The organism is Aminobacterium mobile DSM 12262, from assembly GCF_000526395.1.
GTDB lineage: Bacteria > Synergistota > Synergistia > Synergistales > Aminobacteriaceae > Aminobacterium > Aminobacterium mobile.
In genome coordinates this window covers 800,294-819,063 of the sequence record NZ_JAFZ01000001.1, presented here as the reverse complement: position 1 = coordinate 819,063, position 18,770 = coordinate 800,294, and the positions used below count along the sequence as shown (strand labels likewise).

Genomic DNA, 18,770 nt, shown 5'->3' with positions numbered 1-18,770 from the left:
TCGGTTTTTTCTTTTAATAATATTTTATCTCCATAACAGTATGGAAAAAAGTTGCCATGATAAAGCGACTGACATCGTTCTCTTCCATGAAAGGGAAAGAGCCCGACCTGTGATCATGGGAAGCATCCCAAAGGCCAATATGTCCCATAACGGATTCCAGGTCGCTCTCCACGGGACAAGGGTTGCCAGAAAATCAGCAACATATTCCCAGAGGATAAAAAGCCCCTCAGCTCCATATGCCACCCATCTTCCTCCCGGAATACCCGCAAGGGCTGGTAAAGCCATAAGGGACGCGAAAGGATAAAGAAAACCAAATACAGGTCCGGCTATAGGGTTGATCAAAAGGCCAGCTAACGGAACTGATCCAAAGATCGTGGCTACCAAAGGGAGAGTGGTCCCCCAAATCAAAGGCCCTACAGAAAGCAGCCAACCACGAGTAAGATTACGTTCCAGAGCCGCAGCAATAATATAGGCTGCAAGCACAGATAACCGCCACCCCAGATCCCAAAACCACCACGGCCGCCAGAGCAGTAATAGGAGGCCTGCCAGGGATACTGAATTTAAAGGGCGTACCGGACGGCCACGAACGTGACCTAAAAGAGCTATCTGCATCATTAATGCTGCCCTCACAGCACTTGCGGCAGCTCCTGTTAAAAAAACATAAAGCCACAAAAATAGAGACGTCCCCCAAACGTGTCCCTTACTGCGACGAAGAAGGAGAGAGATCCCCCCGGCAAAAATAGCTACATGGAATCCGGAAACAGCCAGCAGATGGCTCGTTCCCCACCGCTCATGGAAAGATTTTAGTTCTGGATCTTTCATGCCTGTCCATGCTGCCAAAAGATACGCTCGCGTACGGGGTGGCAATGTCAACAGGATACGCTTCGAAATAAGATTTCGCCACCGAGCCACATGAAACCAAGAACACCGCCCAACAACGGTAAGACGAGCAGGCATTATCTCTCCCACAGCTCCCCGAGCCCGCCAATAGAGATCTTCCCTAAAAGAGCCCTTATCTGAATGGGGCAAGGAAAGAATTCGTCCCTCCATCTCCACTTTCTGGCCAGCGACAAGTTCTTTTCGAGGGGAGACCTTTGCTAAAAAGATCCCTTTCGGAGTTTTCACAAGCGCCGCTCTCCGTCCTCCCCAGGAACGTTCTGAGACTATATACCCCTTCCATTTGCCATATTCCTGCGGTAAGAACGTAGTGGAAATTGGTACTCGTCGGCAAATAACAAGGGAGGCTAGAGCCGTAATAGCCATAATCCCACCAAAAAAAGCCCAATATCCCGGAGACCTGTCAACAGTCCAACAAAGAATAAGAGCTCCCGCAGAAAGCACGGACAAAAGGGGGAGAAGGGGCAGAGATACACCAAGATCCTGTGCAATAAGAGCCACACAAACTCCAGCAAAGGGGCAAAGAACTGGAGCTCTCCCAAGAACTGTCATGGAGAAACCGTTACAAGGGGACGAATTTTCTCGAACTTCACCGGCCCTATACCTCGAACTCGTAATAAATCCTCTACACATGTAAAAAGTCCACTTGCCTCTCGATAGGCAATTATGGATGCTGCAGTGCTGGGGCCTACTCCAGGCAACACTGTTAATTCCTGTTCTGAGGCCCGATTAATATCGATTTTCTTCTGATTAGAAGGAGCTAATTCCCCCAAAGAAGCCGCAGGTGTCTGCTCTTCCTCCGTTTTTTCACTTTGAGAGGGAATATGGATATGCATTCCATCTTCAAGGCGAGTTGCCAAATTAACTTTTTCAGGATCTGCCGCCGATGAAAAGCCACCTGCCAGGTCTACCACATGGTAAAAACGAGAGCCTGGCGCTACGTGATAAACTCCAGGTTTCTGAACGCAGCCCGTGATATAAACAACCCACTCTTCCCCCGGAACAGCGGAATGCACTCCTTCGAGATCCTCTCGATCTGTAAGATTCCGTACATCTTTTTTCTCTACTGAAAGGGGAAGTGGCCCCGCAACTACTGTGGGAGCACCGGCCTGCCAACGTCCTGAAAAAGTAACGATTAACAAGCCTGCAAGGAGGAGACAGAGTATTCCTCCCGCAAAAAAAAGTAGAGCCTTCCCTTGATCTCTAGTCAACGACGTCCAGCACCTCTCCGTAAAGACACCAATTTTCTGCCCCGGTAATAACCACCTTAGCAAAGTGACCTATAAGGTTTTGGGGCCCTTCGATGATAACCACTTTATCGGAAGGAGTTCGACCTTGCACTAACCCCGCCCCTTTCGGAGCTTTATCGTCTATGAGAAGCACATATTCTTTCCCCACACAGCCACGGTTAATGTCTGCGGCTATAGAAGATTGAAGATCGTTTACCATATTCAACCGCTCCATTTTTACCTCTTGTGGAATCTGGTCTTCCATATCAGCGGCAACAGTCCCCTCCCGTGGAGAATAGGCCGCCGTATGAACGAGATCGTAACGGAATTCCTTCAGAGCAGCGATAGACGCTTGAAAATCCTCTTCCGTCTCCCCTGGGAACCCCACAATCAAATCGCTCGTCAAGCCTACTTCTGGAAGGGCTGAACGAATAAGAGAGACCGTTTCACGATATTGGGCAAGAGAATACTTTCTGTTCATAAGCTGCAAAACACGGTCGCTCCCCGACTGGATAGGTAAATTAATCGACGGACATATTTTTGCAGGATTTTCCGCCATAACATCCACAATGTCTTTTGTGAAATCCTTTGGATGGGATGTGACAAAGCGAATGAGGGGCAAGGTTTCTATGGCCGCCACATCTCGCAGAAGAGACGAGAAGGTGTATCCGTTCTTAAAATCCTGACCATAGCTGTTTACATTCTGTCCCAAAAGAGTCACTTCCTTGACGCCATCTGAGACAAGTCCACGAACTTCTTCCAGTATAGCCTGAGGAGGTCTGGAAACAAAACGGCCTCTCACGTAGGGAACTATGCAGTACGTACAAAAATTATCACAGCCATGAGCTATGGTTACATAGGCCTTCCAGGGATTAACCCGTTCTATCGGCGGGACGTTCAAATCCACAAAAGCCCGTGGATCCTCGTCGAGAAGAACAACTCTTTCTCCCTTCATAACCCGGGCCACACCATCAGGCAACTCCCCTATATGACGAGGCCCCCCCACAAGACGCACCCATGGGAAACGCGCCATCATAGCGGAACCTAGACGCTGGGCAATACATCCAGTTACAGCTACATAAGGTTTCTGTTGAGAGTCCCACTGCTCGCCATATCGCCCCAGTTCGCTCCAAACCTTATGCTCCGCTTTAGCCCGTATGCTACAACCATTAAAAATCACCAGATCAGCCTTTTCTTCAGGAACTTCCACCCATCCCTGCTGAATTAAGGCCGTTCGCAACTTATCGCCGTCGTAAACATTCATTTGACAGCCGTAAACTTTTAAAGTAAAACCGTACACAAAAACTCCTCCCGAAGAAGCTATTCTTATTTTTCTACATCTGTCCAATTGAAAAATCATAACATGTTTTTGTCAACTGTGCTTTTCCAAAAAATCCTTTTTTTTTCTTTAAAAGGAAGGAATAATCTACCCCACTATGAGTTGACCTTGTTGTACAAGGAAGAGAGTGCCCTCAAAACTTCCTGTTTTACACTATTCTGCGTAAAAACAACCAACAAAAAATATATGACAAAACCCCCAGTAGTTGTACAATATATAAAGAGTTGTCAGAAAGTTGGCGAAGGGGGGACTTTCATTGACAGATCTAAATGTAGTGTTGCCTTCTGACGACACCAACCGGGGCGAGAGAGACACTGATGTCATACTCTCTTCCTATCCCAGAGAACCTCGTTTTCTGCTGCCTATTCTGCAAGACATACAAAAAGCTTTTCGTTATCTGCCTATCTCTGCCATGAAAAAAACAGCAGCGTATCTCAATATTCCAGAAAGCCGTGTTTATAGTATGGGGACTTTCTACAAAGCCTTCAGCTTGACTCCCCGAGGGGAAAAGACTATCCGAATTTGTGGCGGAACAGCCTGTCACTTGCGAGGGGGAGCTTTCATTCTCCGCGAAGTGGAAAAAAGATTGAATATTTCAGTAGGAGAGACAACGCCAGACAGACGCTTTACATTAGAGACAGTAAACTGCCTTGGCGCTTGTGCTTTGGCGCCTGTCATTATGGTCAATGAAAAAGTCTACGGGCAAATGACGCCTGCCTTAGTCGCAACCATGCTGGAGGAGATGGACCATGAAATTCCTTCAACCTGCTGATCTTGAGAGCTACTGCCAATTGCTGCAACAACAAAAAAAAGAAAAGTGCACAATGCCATGTGTACGTATATGTTTTGGAACCGGCTGTCTGGCCAACGGGAGTCAAAAAGTATATGAAGCCTTCAAAAAAGAGGCTTTGGAGAGGGGATTATGTCTCCAGGTGGATATTTCTGTTAACTCCACTGGTTGCCACGGATTCTGCGAGCACGGCCCCCTCGTCTCTGTGGAGCCTGGAAATATTTTTTACCAGAAAGTTCGCCCGGAAGACGTTCCGGAAATCGTGGAAGAAACAATTCTGAAAGGGAATGTTGTTAAGCATCTGCTCTACCGAGATCCTAATACCAAGAAATTCGCTATTTCTGATAAAGATGTTCCTTTCTATGCTCATCAAACTCGTATCGCCCTTCGTCATTCAGGAGCAATCAACCCCGAAAAAATTGACGATTATATTGCCGTCGGGGGCTATAAAGGCCTCGCCAAAGCGCTGTCCATAACTCCACTGCATATTGTGCAAACTATCATAGATTCCGGACTGAGGGGGCGTGGCGGAGGGGGATTTCTCACAGGAAGAAAATGGCAAGCCGCCCGAAACGCAGAAGATCCCTTTCGTTATGTTGTAGCCAATGGAGATGAAGGGGATCCGGGAGCTTTTATGGACCGAAGCCTTATGGAAGGAGACCCATACTGCATTATAGAAGGTATGACTATTGGCGCCTTTGCCATTGGAGCACAGAAAGGGTTTATATATGTGCGAAACGAGTACCCTCTCGCTGTAAAGCACTTGGGAATGGCCATACGCGACGCAAGAGAAGCAGGATTGCTGGGTGAAAATATTCTGGGATCGGGCTTCTCTTTCGACGTAGAACTCTACCGGGGAGGGGGAGCTTTTGTATGTGGAGAATCTACAGCCCTCATGGCCTCTATCGAAGGACGTGTAGGTGTTCCCCGAGTTAAATACATCCGATCCACTGAAAAAGGGCTTTGGGATCACCCCACCGTGCTGAATAATGTGGAGACATGGGCAAATGTCCCAGCCATTATAGATAAAGGCGCATCCTGGTTCCGCCAATATGGAACGGAGGCAAGTCCTGGAACCAAAATTTTTTCCCTCGTTGGAAAAATAAAAAATAGCGGGCTTGTAGAGGTCCCCATGGGAACCCCCCTCCGCTCCATTATTTTCAATATAGGCGGAGGCATTCTCAAAAATCGCTCCCTCAAAGCCGTCCAGACAGGCGGCCCTTCTGGAGGGTGCATTCCAGAATCCCTATTGGACCTCCCTGTAGACTTCGATCGCCTTGCAGGGGTGGGGTCTATGATGGGATCTGGCGGAATGATCGTTATGGACGATCACACATGTATGGTAGATGTAGCCAGATACTTTATTGATTTTTTAGTTACAGAGTCTTGCGGGAAATGTGCCCCTTGCCGAGAGGGGCTTGTGGAAATGCAAACCATCCTCCATCGCCTCACAGAAGGACGAGGAGAAAAGGGAGATACGTCGCGTCTCAAAACCATTGCCCAGTTTCTGCCTGACACGGCCTTGTGCGGACTGGGAAAGACTGCATCCAACCCAGTTTTATCTACCCTTCGGTACTTTCCCGAAGAATATGAAGAGCATGAAAATCAACACTTTTGCCGGGCTGGTGTCTGTAGCAGAATGTATACCCCTTCAATCATACGAAGCAAATGTATTGGATGTGGGGCCTGCCAGGCAAATTGCGTAGCTTCAGCTATTACGGGTAAAGATCGGGACATTCGAGTTATCCATGCTGATAAATGCATTACGTGCGGCACTTGTCTGGACATGTGCCGGTTTAATGCCATACACATATCCCCCGTACACGAAGAGTGTGCAGCCACAACAAAAGGGAGGGATAAATCATGATCTCCGTAACGTTTAATGGGGCCCCCTTCCATGTCGCTCCTGGAACCACTATCCTTGAGGCAGCAACCATGGCTCATATCCCTATCCCCACCCTCTGCTTTCATCCGGGGCTTCCTCCTGATGGGAACTGCCGCCTCTGTTCAGTAGAGGTCATTCATCGTGGACGAAGAAACGTAGTAATGGCCTGTTCCTACCCCATTACCACAGAAAGGTTGGAGATTTATACCGATACGGAAAAAATTCGGAACCTGCGGCGTTTCGTCCTGTCTCTCTTTATAAAAAAAGCTCCTCATACGCCAGATCTACTGGCTCTTTGTTCTCAATACGATCTTGAAGTGCCTCAAGAAACAACAGAAGCAGCGACTCCTAACTGTATCCTATGCGGCCTTTGCGTCCGGGCCTGCGAAACAGAAGGTGTGGGATGCCTGGACTTCAGCCATCGTGGCCACTTACGAGAAGTGGGCCCCGCCTTCCATGCATCTCCTGAAGACTGCACAGGATGTGGTGCTTGTGCAGAAGTTTGTCCTACCGGTTTTATAAAAAAGATAGATACGCAGGAAATGCGCACGCTATGGGGCAAAACCTTTCAGCTCGTCCAATGTCAATCATGTGGTAAGGCTTTCGCTACACAAGAGCAGATACAAGCAGCAACATGCCTGCAAATGAATCAAAAGCTACAGGAACATGTTGGAATATATTGTCCTTCATGCCTTCGAAAAATGGAAGCAAGGGCTATGGCCCTTCTCGAAACAGCAAAAGAATAACGGGGATTCCGTGCTGATCATTTTTGAATGGAGGGGGAAAAGAAAATGATGAAAGTACTGCTCATTTCGCCAGATCGTTGTATTGGATGTGGCAGTTGTGAAGTAGCCTGCTCCTTGTCACAAGAAGGGGAATGTCGTCCAGCCTTGGCTCGAATCAAAGTCTTTCGATTCGACCTCGGAGTACATGTCCCGTTGACCTGTTTGCAATGCGAAGATGCTCCGTGCGCTTCTGTTTGCAGAACAGGCGCTCTGGAAAAAGATCCTCAATCTGGGGTCATCAAGGTACACTCTGAACGGTGTATTGGATGTCGTATGTGTGTGATAGCCTGTCCCTTCGGCAATATTTCCTATAGTCCTGAAGGGAAAAGTGCTTTTAAATGCACGGAATGTGAAGGCGATCCTCAGTGCGTACGATTCTGTCCCACCGAAGCTCTTCAGTACGTACCAGCGGAAAAGGATAATCTGGAAAAGAAACGGGCCTATGCTGCCAAATTTGCAGCGATAGAAGAAGAGGTGAGACAATAATGTACGGATGGATGGGGAAAGTATTGCGCATTGACCTCTCTCGCAGAACCTATTCTTTCGAGCCTCTCCAGGTAGAAGACGCCCATAACTACATTGGAGCGAGGGGGTTAGGAACTAAATATTACATAGATGAAGTGCCCCCTTCAATAGACCCTCTCAGCCCAGAGAACAAATTGATTTTCGCAACCGGCCCCCTTACCGGCACACTCTCTACGTCCTCAGGCCGATATGATGTGGTGACTAAGGGTCCTCTCACAGGAACCATCGCCGCCTCTAATTCTGGCGGTTTCTGGGGTCCCGAGCTCAAATATGCAGGTTTCGATATGATCATTCTGGAGGGGAGAGCTTCTGCTCCTGTCTACATCTATATTTATAACGATAACATAGAAATTCGAGACGCAGCGAAACATTGGGGGAAAGATGTTCATACAGTTACTGACGATCTTCTCAACGAGACCGACTCGGAAGCCAAAGTAGCCTGTATCGGCCCTGCCGGAGAAAATCTCGTAAAGTTCGCCTGCATTATGAACGAAAAGGATAGGGCTGCAGGCCGCTCGGGAGTTGGCGCGGTTATGGGTTCTAAAATGGTGAAGGCTATTGTCGTGAGAGGAACGAAAGGCGTACAGGTTGCCCATAGAGACAGAGTCTTTGAAACTGTCGCGGCAGCTCGAAAAAAACTTAAGGATCACCCTGTCACTTCTGGAGGCTTGCCCACTTTTGGCACCAATGTTCTCGTAGGCATCATCAATTCTGCTGGTGGCTTGCCTACCCGAAACTTTCAGGAGGCCGTTTTTGAAGGGGCCGATCGCGTAAGTGCCGAAACTTTCAATAAGGAAAATCTTATTACCAATAAAGGATGCATGGGATGTGCTGTTGGATGCGGGCGAGTCGCCAAAAGCGGGGGCGCCTACATCGGCCAAGGTGAAGGTCCTGAATATGAAAGCACATGGTCTTTTGGTCCGGCGTGTGGAATTGACGATTTGGATGCCATAGTAAAAGCTAATTTTATCTGCAATGAACTGGGGATGGACACTATCACTCTGGGATCAACAATAGCTTGTGCCATGGAACTTTACGAGATGGGAGTCCTCTCACGAGATCAGACTGGCTGGGATCTTCGCTTCGGCAATGCGGAAGCCATGGTTCGCCTTACCGAGGATACGGCATATCGGCGAGGGTTTGGAGACGAAATAGCAGAAGGGTCATGGAGGCTTGCTGAAAAATATGGACATCCAGAACTTTCCATGACTGTAAAAAAGCAAGAGATGCCAGCATACGACCCCCGCGCTCTTCAAGGAATGGGCTTAGAGTACGCCACTTCTAATCGAGGCGGCTGTCACGTTCGAGGCTATCTGACATCCCCGGAAATTCTCGGCGCTCCCGAAAAAATAGACCCTGAAGAAACAGAGAACAAACCCGTATGGTTGAAAGCTTTTCAAGATCTCACAGCAGCTCTGGATTCTTCTGGCATGTGCCTTTTTACTACCTTCGCCCTTGGTGCCGGAGATATAGCCCCTCAACTCGCCGCCGTGACTGGCGTAGATTACACGGAAGAAACCTTTATGAAAGCCGGCGAAAGGATCTGGAACCTCGAGCGAATTTTCAATTTGAAGGCAGGCCTTTCCGAAACAGACGATACTCTTCCACCGCGGCTCCTCTATGATCCTATCCCTGAAGGTCCCATGAAAGGGCGCGTCAATCGTCTTCATGAAATGCTCCCACTCTACTATGAAACAAGAGGCTGGGACGAAAACGGGGTCCCTACAGAGAGGAAAGTCAAAGAGCTTGGCTTAGCAAGATATCTGTAGAGCACTTGTGATTCACGGAGGGGCCTTCGGGCCCCTTTTTTCATTTCCTAAATTACCGTACAATGTATTTGAGTATATGCGAAACTATAAGAAAGTAGGGGTTCGCCATGAAAATTTTGTTCATAGCTCCATCCGCCAGGAGGATGTGGGAAACGATACTACTACTCTTTCTCTCCATTTTTCTTTTCGTCGGAAAAGGATGGGCTCTGCCATCTGCCCTTCCAGACTTGGATGGATGGACAAGCGGTTCTCTTTTTTCGAAAGAACTAGTAGATTCTTCTAAGAGTCATGGCATATGGCTTCAGCGGACATACCTTGCTCCCGGCGGGAGACGTTTGGAAATAAATCTTCTCTCCGGCCCTGGCGCAGGAGACCTTTACATACCGCAAAAAGACGTTGAAAAAGATGATCGCCCTCTTGGATTCGGCGCCACATATCGCACTCTCACTGTGGGGAAATACAGGGCATTGCTTGAAGTCTATCCACATGTAGGGCCCGCTCTTTCCGTGCAGCTTCCTCAGCAAACCACATTGAACCTTGAAAGTAAAAATCTCACAGAGGCGGAGCTTTTAGATATTGCTCAACATATCATCTCAGAAATAGAGAACGATTTATAAAGCCACCATACATGTTCACAATTCAAAAACAGTGGATTTTTTCTGCATGAAAAAGCCCCCGACAGCTTCTGCCAGGGGCTTTACCTTTGTCTTTCAATGCACGCTTGTGTAAAGAAAACTTTATTCTCTCTTCTATGCGCCTACTCCGTTACCACTACTCTTCTACCCACTTTTTCTCCAGTTCATCAAGGGCACCAGACTCTTTGAGATCTGCGAGGACCTTGTTGACAGCCTCTGCAAACGTCGGATCGTCTTTCCGCATGGCAAGAGCCATACCTTTATCGATTCGAAGCTGCATAACAACTTTAAGCTTCCCTATAAAATCTTTATTCTCTTTTAAATTTTCCTTCGTCACTGTTCCGTCTATAACTGCGAAATCGGCCCGCCCAAGAAGAACTTCACGAAAAGCATCGTCAGTCTTAGAGAATCTCTTGACTTCTTTCAAATCAAGCTTCGATACGTATTCATCCTGGATAGTCCCCATCTGAACCGTAGCTATCTTCCCTAAAAGGTCTTCTTCTTTAGTGATGTTTTCAACTTCTGTCTTCACTGTTACAGCGGAAGGGGTAATATAATAAACATCGGAAAAAGCCACTCTTTTAGCTCGCTCCGGCGTAGCGCTCATCCCGGCAGCTATAATGTCGATCTTCTTTGTCAAAAGAGAGGGAATAAGAGAATCGAAAGAAGCGTCAACTATCTTTACTTCTTTTCCCAATTTCTCTGCGATCATATTGATCAGATCAATATCAAAGCCAACAACCTCGTTCTGAACATTGCGGAACTCGAAGGGCCGGAATGTGGACTCTGTCCCCACAACTATTACATCTTTATCCAATACAGACTCAGCCATAGCACCTGAAGTTCCCACAAAAAGCAACAGCAGCGAAAGACACATTACAAACCATTTTTTCATTATTATTGATCCTCCTCTTTTAAACACTAGTTCCATGAAATAAAAAATAGTAACCAATGTTCATTACTGGATCATTATAAAGATATGGAGGAAGATGTCAAGAAAAAAAGAGAGGGAAAATGTTTAGCTCCCTAAAAGTTGGCACACAACACAACGTTTGGGGGCGTATTTCATATCCCTCTCTTTTCCCTTTTCTTTAAACAAGCCGAAAAACTATTCTTCTGGCTCGAACATATCCTTCCCTACAGCACAAACGGGACACACCCAATCTTCAGGAAGATCTTCGAAAGCTGTTCCCGGTTCAATTCCGCCATCAGGGTCTCCCTCTGCAGGGTCATACACATACCCACATACTGTGCAGACATATTTTTCCATATGGTCCCCCTCCTTAAAAATGGAGTTTCAGAATTCACGTTCATTATATCTATGGCCTTATTAAAAAAGCAACTTGGAATAAGTCCATCCCTCCCCAAACTCCATTCTTTTCGAACTAAAGAACTGCTAATTCTTGCTGAAGATCGCCAGATATCCGCTCTGCTCCTGTTTCTGTAATAAGGTAATCGTCTTCAATACGCATACCGCCAACGCCAGGGAAGTAGACGCCAGGCTCTACTGTTACCACATCGCCAACCTGAAGAATATCATGAGAGAGAGGAGATAGCCTTGGATTTTCATGAATTTCAAGGCCAAGAGCATGGCCGAGGCCATGAGAGAATTGCTCCCCATACCCCTCTTCGACAATAATTCGACGTGCGATAGCATCAATATCTCGTCCACTCACGCCAGGTTTCAAGGCCAGTGCAGCTTCTCTGTGAGCTCGAAGCAACAGGCTCTCGATTTCTCTGGCCTTCTCATTGGGAGCTCCCAAACAAAAGTTCCTTGTAATGTCAGAAAGATACCCGTTCACCATGGCTCCAAAATCTACAGTCACCCAATCCCCGCTCTGAAAGGCCTTGTCGGTAGGTGCTCCATGGGGCAGTGCGCTACGAGCGCCAGAAGCCACTATAAAGTTATGGTTCCCCCACCCGCCCTCTGCTCCAAGTTTCTTAACTGTATATTCAAGAAGGGCCTCGAACTCTTTTTCTGTCATGCCCAAAGACACGTGCCCCAAAACCTCCCGATATGCATCGCTGGCAATCTGTCCAGCCTTTCGAATAGAGTCTACCTCTGAGGAATCTTTTGTTCTGCGTAGAAGAGGCAGGATAGAGGAGGTATCATACCACTCTACAAGAGACATAATAGCGCTCATTTTCTCAAAATTTCTAATGGAGACTATATCTTTTTCCACACCGATTCGATGACATTTTTGATCCTTTAAAAGCTCACATACAGCTTCAAGCATCGTGCGAGATCCCTGCGTCACTAAAGTATAGGGTGACTGTTCCGAAGCCTGAGAAAGATAGCGCCCGTCAGTAATGAGGAATGCGTCCTTTTCAGTTACCACCACCCCGGAACTGCTTCCCCTGAAGCCAGAAATGTAATAGACACTCTGCCAGTTGGCTCCTTCAGAAACCATCAAAACAACGGCATCAAGCCCCATAGAGTTCATCTGTTGTCGTAAACGCTCTGTCCTATTGAGAACATTGTCCGTTATCACGAAATCCCTCCTATTTATAAATCCAGCAGCCGCCAAAGTTCCTCTGTGGTGTCGAAACGACAATTTCCAGGCCCTTCTACTACGGTGCCTATAAAGGCTGATGGAATATTCCGTTTTTCAAATCGCTTCAAAGCCGTAGATATATGCTCTTCTGGAACAACCACTACAAGAACACCAGAAGATATGAGATGAAAAATATCGAACTGAAGAGTTTTGTGTACTTTTCGGGTAAGAGGGTGCACCAGTATCGCCTCTGCCTGAAGTTCCAGCCCCAGACCACTTAAACGGCAAATTTCTGCAAGCCCTCCGAAAAGACCTCCTTCTGTAGGGTCGTGCATAAAGCGGGCCAAATCACGGACTGTCTGTGCATCCTCAAGAATAGAAACAGATGAGAGCCATGAAGCTACTGTCTCTATCTCTGAAGTTGAAAGCACTCTCTGTAACAGATCTGGTCTGTCATGGGCAAGAATAGACATGCCTTCAAGGCCCGCATGTTTCGTCATAATAACCCCATCTCCAGGACGAATATCTGTAGCACGGTAAAGATATGAGGTTGGACCTAGCATTGTTCCTACTATTACAGGTTTTTTATAGCGGTCGGTAAACTCCGTATGTCCGCCTATAACCGCAATCCCCAACTCCTTACATGCCGTATCTATTTCTTCCATTACCGACGTCGCAAAAGGGAGTCCCATCTCTACCGGTATAATGAGAGTAACAATAAAATAGGCCGGATCCCCTCCCTTACATGCTATATCATTAGCATTGATATGAACCAGGAACGTCCCGGCCCCCGTCGTAGCTCCCACTATAGGATCAGACGCCACTGCCAGTAATTTCCCTTCCGGGAAACGGATGAGGGAGGCATCTTCTCCTATGCCAGGACCCACGAGAACGTCGGGGCGAAAGGCTCCGGAGTATTGCAATATGTGGCGTTCGAGAATATCTGGAGGAAGCTTGCCCACTGATAATGGCTTGCCTTCACTCTCCATGGAGGTCATCTCCCTTCCTTTCGCAAGCTATAGAGACACCCACAATAGGATTGCCTATAAAGCCTCATGGCTCGACTTGCTTGAACTGACCGAACAAAGCCGTTATTTTTTCTCCACACGCGATGAAGCCAAGTTAAACCGTAACGTCTGGCCACACCTTCACCAATGTTATTAATTCGTATTGGATCTTTATGAGGACTGATGGTCAAGGTGGTACAGAGAAAAGAACACTTATTCTGCAAAGCAGCCTGAGCCGCGCCCAGAAGCTGAAGGGTAAAACAGAGAGCACAACGATACCCTCCCTCTGGCTCATGAGCTAATAAAGCTCCTTTACGAAACCATTCTTCCGGATTGTATTCCTCTATAACTACAGGGCAAGAAAGCAGAGAGGCAAGGCGTTCCACAGCCACTCTGCGCTGGATATATTCCTCTACAGGATGGATATTATGGCCATAAAAGTATCCTGTAACATCATACCCTTCTTCTGCCAACGCAGGCCAGGGGATGGTCGCATCAGGAGCACAACAAATATGAAGCAATACCTTCTTTTTTTCCAGATTCATTATTTTTTAGAAAGAACCTCTTCAACTCTACTCGCAATGGAAGTGCTGTTTAAACCCATATGGTTGAATACGTCGTCAGACTTCCCTGAATCTCCGTATCGCCAAACTCCAAGAGGCAGGAAAGAAGCGAAGAGATGCTCCTGAGCCATGGCGAAAGCGGTAGCAGCTCCGAGACCACTTTGATAGTGATGGTCCTCTGCCGTTATCACAGCACCTGTAGAACATGCCTCTTTAAGAGCTTCCGTATCTATATGAAGAGGGCAGGACACTGAGAAAATCTTTACCGTAATGCCCTTTTCCCTTAAAATGTTCCACGCTTCCAGAGCTCGCCATGTCATTGCCCCTAAAGCAAAGATAGCCCCATCTTTCCCATCTCTTATTTTTACAGCCTTCCCATATTCAAAAGAATAATTTCCCGCAAAAATTGGAAGTCCTTCCTCATCAACAAGAGTGGGGAGCTTGCTCCGCCCCATGGCAAGACACACGTTACCAGGCTCTGTAAAGGCCCAGCGAGTAGCACGGTCTGTTTGGTTGGGATCAGCTGGTACTACAAGTTTCCAACCGAACATGTTGCGCAACAGTCCAATATAATCAATAGCCTGATGGGTCATTCCATCTTCTCCCACATCAAGACCTACATGAGTGAGGGCCAACTTCAACCCAGTCTTATTAATATCGTTGAGACGCTGCTGATTGTAAACTTCGCTGAGTCCGAAAACTCCAAAATCCGCCCAAAGGCTCGAAACCCCCGCTACAGAGGCTGCCCCTGCCATAGTAGCTGTACCATGTTCCTGAATGCCAGCCTGTATAAACCAATGAGGGCATGCCTTAGCAAATCCATCAGTTTTCACCGATCCGGCAAGGTCACAATCGAAAACAAGAAGAGGTGTTCCTCCCTTCTTCTCATAGTTTCTAGCTCCAATATCAGCGAGGGCATGTCCAAAAGCTGACCGGTTATCTGTCTTTTCTGTGGGGGAATAGGTTCGAGGCTCACCTACACATAGAGTTGACTGGGCTGGCGGTACCTCTCGCCCGAGAGGGAGAGGGTTTCCGCGTCGGGGGCGAACTTCATCAATAAAATGAGGATCTCCTCCGAGCTCTACAACCGCCTGACGATACTGTTCCATATTTGGAGCTTTTCCATGATAATCTGGAATGCCCTCCATAAAAGAAACGCCCTTCCCCATAAGCGTATGACATATGATGGCTGTAGGAACCCCGTCAGAGGCTCCATCTCGAAGAGCTGCGTAAAGCTCTGTAAAGGAATGTCCATCACACTCGAGAACTCCCCAGCCATCTGCCTCCCAAAGAGCCCGAACATCAGCCGGCATAACATTTTCTGTACGTCCCGATATCTGAATATGGTTGTAATCTATCAGGGCTGTGATATTGGAGAGCCCCTCCTTTACCGCTACACGCCTTGCCTCTGCGACCTGCCCCTTCGTCTGTTCTCCGTCGCCAAGAAGGACAAAGACTCGACCGTTATGCTGGCGTGCTTTTTGAGCTAAAGCAAAGCCCACGCCAGCAGCTAATCCCTGCCCGAGGTTCCCGCTTCCCCAATCAATGCCTGGTACTTCACGCTCTACATGGCCCTGGAAAGGGCTGGCACAAAGACGGAAATTAGCCGCAGCGTCCAAGGGATCGAAAAAACCCCAAGCCGCCAAAGCAGAATATGCTCCAGGCGAGGTATGCCCATGGCTTACTACAACATAATCGCGATCTACGTTGTTACAATTTTCGGGGGTAAGATTTGCAACACCATACGTCATGAGATACATATCCATACTGGAAAGGGACCCTGCCGGGTGGCCACTTCCTGCCAAAGCAACCATAGTTAAAACGTTGATTCTCGCTTGTCGAGCCATCTCTTCAAGAGATGTAATATCCTTGCAAGATAGAGTCTCTACAGAAAACCCGCGCAGGGAGGGTTGGTAATTTGTCATAGATAAAGAAGCCTCCTTCATGAATATAACTTCGTTTGATTATAACTATTTTTTTACATCAATGGTACCAGCAATACAAAAAAGGCTAGAATTTATAAAATGCACCCCAAAAGCAGGACAGAAAATCCAGCATTTGGAGGTGCACTTCATTGACATCCAGCCTTCTCAATAAATCTCTTTTTTAAAACAAATCTTCTAAAGAAAAGTTGCTTCACCTTTCCACTGAGATTTCTTCTATTTTTACACTTTCAAGATCAGGCATTATATACCCGAGGAACTCGTTTAAGGAACATAATTGGAACTTCGTAGTTAATAGTATTTCGCGCGCAAGCTATCTCCTCTGGCGTAATGACCTCGTTTCCTTGACGTCCGATAAGCACTACTTCGTCTCCCACTTTTACATCGTCTATACCTGTAACATCAATCATCATCTGGTCCATACAGATATTTCCTACAATAGGCACCTTTTTACCATGTATAAGAGCAGGTATTTTCATGGACAAAGCCCTTGAGTAGCCATCAGCGTACCCTATTGGCAATACGGCTATTTTTTCTCTTCCGCGAGTCATATAGCGAAGCCCGTACCCAATTCCACTATGCGAAGGAACTTCTCGAACTAAGGCAACTGATGTCTTGACCTCAAAAGTCGGTTTGAGATCAATAGGGCGAACGCACTCTTCTGAAGGCCACATTCCATAAAGAATGACTCCCGGCCTCACAGCATCCAAATATTTCTCAGGAGAATGAAGAATGCCCGCACTATTACAAACATGGCGAAGGGGTATTCCAACTCCTCTATTTTCAAATAAATGGTAGACTTTCATATATTGAGAGAATTGAAACTCTGTAAAATCCAACCTTTTTTCATCTGCTGTAGCAAAGTGGGTAAAAAGACCCTCTATTTTAATACCAGGCAATCTAATAATTTCATCAATCACTTCCTGCATTTCTTCTGGGAAAAAACCAATCCGCCCCATCCCTGTATCAATTTTTAAATGAAGCAATGCCGTTTTCCCCTGATTCACAGCTTCCTGACTCATAGCTTTAGCAAAATTCATATCAGTACAGGCTGCTGCTATATCGTAATGCACATATTCTTTAGCTGCATAATAAGGAGAAGGACCTAAAACAAGCACAGGATCGTTAATCCCTGCTTCTCGAAGCTCTATAGCTTCGTCGGGAGTAGCTACAGCAAATCGTTGACATCCAGCTTCTATAAGTGCCTTTGAGACTTTTATAGCACCATGTCCATACGCATCAGCTTTTACAACTGCAAAAATCTGAGGTCTCGTCCCTATGTGTTTCCGAATGGCTTTAAAGTTGGCCTGAATATTGGCGAGATTAACCTCCATACATGTTAAACGAAGAGACATCGCCATTACCCCCATTTTTAAAAGAACCTTTCCTTCTTGAAAAGAGAGCAGGGATCCTACTTCGCTCCTGCTCTCTTTTATTTAACACAATTTTAGAGAAATACTATACATAAAAAATTATTGTAATTCTCCAGACTTTCTCTTTGCATCAAAATCTTTAACAAGTCGACGAAGCTCATTGGAGAGCAGCAGCAACGCTACAAGGTTGGGAGCAGCCATAAGGCCATTGAGAGTATCAGAGAGGTCCCAAAGGTTCGTAAGGAAGGATGAGGCATCACCAAGAAGAGTTCCACCAGCCGCTCCAAGGAATATAAAAACAATCCAAAGACCTTTTAGTATTGGAATAACTTTAGGCCCAAAAATATATGCGCCAGCTGTTTCACTATACCAGTACCATCCAAGAATCGTGGAAAAAGCAAAGAGGGCCAATCCAATGGAGAGAATTACAGTCCCCGTTCCGCCAAGAACCGATCTGAAAGCGGAGAGCGTCAACTGAGCGCCCGATAATTCTGGTTGCCCCGTAAGAACACCGCTGGTTATAATAGTAAGGGCCGTAAGAGAGCAGATAATAATCGTATCAGTAAAGACTTCGAAGAGACCATACATACCCTGACGTACAGGATGATCCACAATGGCTGTGGCGTGAACCATGGGAGCAGATCCCAAACCAGCTTCGTTGGAGAAGACACCACGAGCAATACCTTTTGTGAGCGCTAGCTTAACTGTCCATCCTGCTACAGCACCAGGCATAGCCATGGGATCGCTAAAGGCATATTTAATAGCCGAACTAATAGCCGCAGGAACTGCTGAGGCGTGAACTGCAATAACAATTACACTTCCTATAATGTAGAAAATAGCCATAAAGGGAACGAGATATGTGGTTACATCAGAAATTCGTTTAAGTCCTCCTACAATAACGAGGGCCGTAAGAATAGCGACTACAATTCCGGACCACATATGGGGAATACCAAAACCAAGGAAAAAACCTTCTGCGGTAGAGTTCGCTTGAACTGCACAACCAATGCCAAAAGAGGCAAGGAAAGCGAAAAGAGCGAAGAGCCACGCCAACCACTTCTGGCCGGCACCTTTATCCAAAATGTACATGGTGCCACCACGCCAGTTGCCAATAGAATCTTTTTCTCTGAACCGAACAGCCAGGGTAACTTCGCACATTTTGGTGGTCATGCCAAAGACAGCCGATATAAGCATCCAGAAGAGAGCGCCTGGACCTCCAAGGTGAAGAGCTGTAGCTACACCAGCAATATTTCCAGTTCCTACAGTAGAAGCCAAAGCTGTAGAAAGAGCCGCAAAGGAAGAAATAGCCCCTTCCCCTTCCTTTTTCTTCCCAATATTACCAAAAACCTCACGAAACATAAGAACAAAATACCGAACTTGAGGGAAGCCAAGAATAAGAGTTAAATAGATTCCTGTACCTACCAATAGAGCCAACATCCACGGCCCCCACACGATTCCATTCAATACCCCATTTAACTTCATAACAGCTTCCATTGATGCAATTCCCCCTTCCGTTATAAGAATTGAAACGCATGCGC

Annotated in this window: 17 protein-coding genes; 6 read left to right on the top strand and 11 right to left on the bottom strand. The window is 46.8% G+C overall.

What is annotated here, in order from left to right:
* Positions 1–24: 24 nt before the first annotated feature.
* The 3 genes from K360_RS10465 to miaB are packed head-to-tail and all read right to left on the bottom strand — an operon-like array spanning position 25 to position 3,426.
* A complete protein-coding gene (locus K360_RS10465) occupies positions 25–1,449 on the bottom strand; it encodes a ComEC/Rec2 family competence protein (protein WP_024821888.1) in 1,425 nt (474 codons plus the stop codon).
* A complete protein-coding gene (locus K360_RS10460) occupies positions 1,446–2,108 on the bottom strand; it encodes a helix-hairpin-helix domain-containing protein (RefSeq protein ID WP_024821887.1) in 663 nt (220 codons plus the stop codon). Before K360_RS10460 ends, K360_RS10465 begins: the two co-directional genes overlap by 4 nt.
* Positions 2,101–3,426 carry a tRNA (N6-isopentenyl adenosine(37)-C2)-methylthiotransferase MiaB gene (miaB, locus tag K360_RS0103925; RefSeq protein WP_024821886.1) on the bottom strand — a complete coding sequence of 442 codons (1,326 nt, stop codon included), beginning with the start codon at positions 3,424–3,426 and terminating at the stop codon, positions 2,101–2,103. The genes K360_RS10460 and miaB overlap by 8 nt, the downstream gene beginning before the upstream one ends.
* 295 nt (positions 3,427–3,721) lie before the next feature.
* Here miaB and K360_RS0103920 point away from each other — a divergent pair, with 295 nt between their 5' ends.
* The 6 genes from K360_RS0103920 to K360_RS0103895 all read left to right on the top strand — a co-directional run bounded on the left by K360_RS0103920 (position 3,722) and on the right by K360_RS0103895 (position 9,836).
* A complete protein-coding gene (locus tag K360_RS0103920) occupies positions 3,722–4,237 on the top strand; it encodes an NADH-quinone oxidoreductase subunit NuoE family protein (protein WP_245587080.1) in 516 nt (171 codons plus the stop codon).
* Complete coding sequence (locus tag K360_RS0103915; RefSeq protein WP_024821884.1) at positions 4,215–6,122, top strand: NADH-ubiquinone oxidoreductase-F iron-sulfur binding region domain-containing protein; 1,908 nt, start codon at positions 4,215–4,217, stop codon at positions 6,120–6,122. Before K360_RS0103920 ends, K360_RS0103915 begins: the two co-directional genes overlap by 23 nt.
* A complete protein-coding gene (locus K360_RS0103910; protein ID WP_024821883.1) occupies positions 6,119–6,886 on the top strand; it encodes a 2Fe-2S iron-sulfur cluster-binding protein in 768 nt (255 codons plus the stop codon). The genes K360_RS0103915 and K360_RS0103910 overlap by 4 nt, the downstream gene beginning before the upstream one ends.
* A 45-nt stretch (positions 6,887–6,931) precedes the next feature.
* Positions 6,932–7,411 (top strand): 4Fe-4S dicluster domain-containing protein, encoded by a 480-nt coding sequence (locus K360_RS0103905; protein ID WP_024821882.1) that lies wholly within the window; start codon positions 6,932–6,934, stop codon positions 7,409–7,411.
* Positions 7,411–9,219: an aldehyde ferredoxin oxidoreductase family protein gene (locus tag K360_RS0103900; protein WP_024821881.1), complete on the top strand. Its 1,809-nt coding sequence runs from the start codon at positions 7,411–7,413 to the stop codon at positions 9,217–9,219. Before K360_RS0103905 ends, K360_RS0103900 begins: the two co-directional genes overlap by 1 nt.
* Before the next feature lie 107 nt (positions 9,220–9,326).
* Positions 9,327–9,836, top strand: coding sequence for a hypothetical protein (locus K360_RS0103895; protein ID WP_156923335.1), 510 nt, complete (start codon positions 9,327–9,329; stop codon positions 9,834–9,836).
* A gap of 154 nt (positions 9,837–9,990) precedes the next feature.
* On the opposite strand, the gene K360_RS0103890 is transcribed toward K360_RS0103895, so the two are convergent.
* The 8 genes from K360_RS0103890 to K360_RS0103850 form a co-directional block, all read right to left on the bottom strand.
* On the bottom strand, positions 9,991–10,749 hold the full coding sequence (locus K360_RS0103890; RefSeq protein ID WP_024821879.1) for a transporter substrate-binding domain-containing protein: 759 nt from the start codon (positions 10,747–10,749) through the stop codon (positions 9,991–9,993).
* A 213-nt stretch (positions 10,750–10,962) separates the two neighbouring features.
* On the bottom strand, positions 10,963–11,124 hold the full coding sequence (gene rd, locus K360_RS11185) for a rubredoxin (RefSeq protein WP_084043867.1): 162 nt from the start codon (positions 11,122–11,124) through the stop codon (positions 10,963–10,965).
* Positions 11,125–11,239: 115 nt separating this feature from the next.
* A complete protein-coding gene (locus K360_RS0103880) occupies positions 11,240–12,346 on the bottom strand; it encodes a M24 family metallopeptidase (protein WP_024821878.1) in 1,107 nt (368 codons plus the stop codon).
* Positions 12,347–12,360: 14 nt separating this feature from the next.
* Positions 12,361–13,338 (bottom strand): AIR synthase family protein, encoded by a 978-nt coding sequence (locus K360_RS0103875; protein WP_024821877.1) that lies wholly within the window; start codon positions 13,336–13,338, stop codon positions 12,361–12,363.
* 5 nt (positions 13,339–13,343) lie between these two features.
* Positions 13,344–13,901, bottom strand: a complete 558-nt coding sequence (locus K360_RS0103870; RefSeq protein WP_051461098.1) for an epoxyqueuosine reductase QueH — start codon at positions 13,899–13,901, stop codon at positions 13,344–13,346.
* Entirely contained in the window at positions 13,901–15,844 is a 1,944-nt protein-coding gene (locus tag K360_RS0103865; RefSeq protein ID WP_024821875.1) for a transketolase, read from the bottom strand. Before K360_RS0103865 ends, K360_RS0103870 begins: the two co-directional genes overlap by 1 nt.
* A 254-nt stretch (positions 15,845–16,098) precedes the next feature.
* Positions 16,099–17,217 carry an alanine racemase gene (gene alr, locus K360_RS0103855; RefSeq protein ID WP_024821874.1) on the bottom strand — a complete coding sequence of 373 codons (1,119 nt, stop codon included), beginning with the start codon at positions 17,215–17,217 and terminating at the stop codon, positions 16,099–16,101.
* A 117-nt stretch (positions 17,218–17,334) separates the two neighbouring features.
* On the bottom strand, positions 17,335–18,726 hold the full coding sequence (locus K360_RS0103850; RefSeq protein ID WP_024821873.1) for an alanine/glycine:cation symporter family protein: 1,392 nt from the start codon (positions 18,724–18,726) through the stop codon (positions 17,335–17,337).
* Positions 18,727–18,770: the final 44 nt, after the last annotated feature.

Bases quoted from the DNA above. Each gene is read 5' to 3' on its own strand.
- K360_RS10465 (WP_024821888.1), bottom strand. From the start codon at position 1,449: ATGACAGTTCTTGGGAGAGCTCCAGTTCTTTGCCCCTTTGCTGGAGTT.
- K360_RS0103915 (WP_024821884.1), top strand. From the start codon at position 4,215: ATGAAATTCCTTCAACCTGCTGATCTTGAGAGCTACTGCCAATTGCTG.
- K360_RS0103910 (WP_024821883.1), top strand. From the start codon at position 6,119: ATGATCTCCGTAACGTTTAATGGGGCCCCCTTCCATGTCGCTCCTGGA.
- K360_RS0103905 (WP_024821882.1), top strand. From the start codon at position 6,932: ATGATGAAAGTACTGCTCATTTCGCCAGATCGTTGTATTGGATGTGGC.
- K360_RS0103900 (WP_024821881.1), top strand. From the start codon at position 7,411: ATGTACGGATGGATGGGGAAAGTATTGCGCATTGACCTCTCTCGCAGA.
- K360_RS0103895 (WP_156923335.1), top strand. From the start codon at position 9,327: ATGAAAATTTTGTTCATAGCTCCATCCGCCAGGAGGATGTGGGAAACG.
- K360_RS0103890 (WP_024821879.1), bottom strand. From the start codon at position 10,749: ATGAAAAAATGGTTTGTAATGTGTCTTTCGCTGCTGTTGCTTTTTGTG.
- rd (WP_084043867.1), bottom strand. From the start codon at position 11,124: ATGGAAAAATATGTCTGCACAGTATGTGGGTATGTGTATGACCCTGCA.
- K360_RS0103875 (WP_024821877.1), bottom strand. From the start codon at position 13,338: ATGGAGAGTGAAGGCAAGCCATTATCAGTGGGCAAGCTTCCTCCAGAT.
- K360_RS0103870 (WP_051461098.1), bottom strand. From the start codon at position 13,901: ATGAATCTGGAAAAAAAGAAGGTATTGCTTCATATTTGTTGTGCTCCT.
- K360_RS0103865 (WP_024821875.1), bottom strand. From the start codon at position 15,844: ATGACAAATTACCAACCCTCCCTGCGCGGGTTTTCTGTAGAGACTCTA.
- alr (WP_024821874.1), bottom strand. From the start codon at position 17,217: ATGTCTCTTCGTTTAACATGTATGGAGGTTAATCTCGCCAATATTCAG.
- K360_RS0103850 (WP_024821873.1), bottom strand. From the start codon at position 18,726: ATGGAAGCTGTTATGAAGTTAAATGGGGTATTGAATGGAATCGTGTGG.